Source organism: Peribacillus sp. SIMBA_075, assembly GCF_046534585.1.
Window position 1 is genome coordinate 1 of record NZ_JAWRYN010000246.1, and the last position, 347, is coordinate 347.

Here is a 347-nt window from a genome sequence, read left to right on the forward strand (position 1 = left end):
TTAGCTGTATACAAAGAATTAGTACCTGCTAGTGACCAGTTAAGAGCAATACTTGATGAGCAGGCAAAGGCGTATCAACAGATCGTCAAAATCGGTCGTACGCACCTGCAAGATGCAACACCGCTTACAGTTGGTCAAGAAATTAGCGGCTGGGTTTACATGCTGGATCGTTCGAAAGAAATGATTCTAGAATCAACTGAGAAAATGAGAGAGCTCGCGATTGGCGGAACCGCTGTTGGTACAGGGATTAACGCACATCCTGAGTTTGGACAATATGTCGCTGAAGAAATCAGCCAGCTGACAGGTCAAACCTTCAATTCTTCACCAAACAAATTCCATGCGCTGAC

At 45.0% G+C, this 347-nt stretch carries 1 protein-coding gene; it reads left to right on the forward strand.

The annotated features are described in order from the left end of the window. Positions 1-347: lyase family protein (locus SB775_RS28085; RefSeq protein ID WP_410864439.1), on the forward strand; the 347-nt coding region annotated here is incomplete at both ends.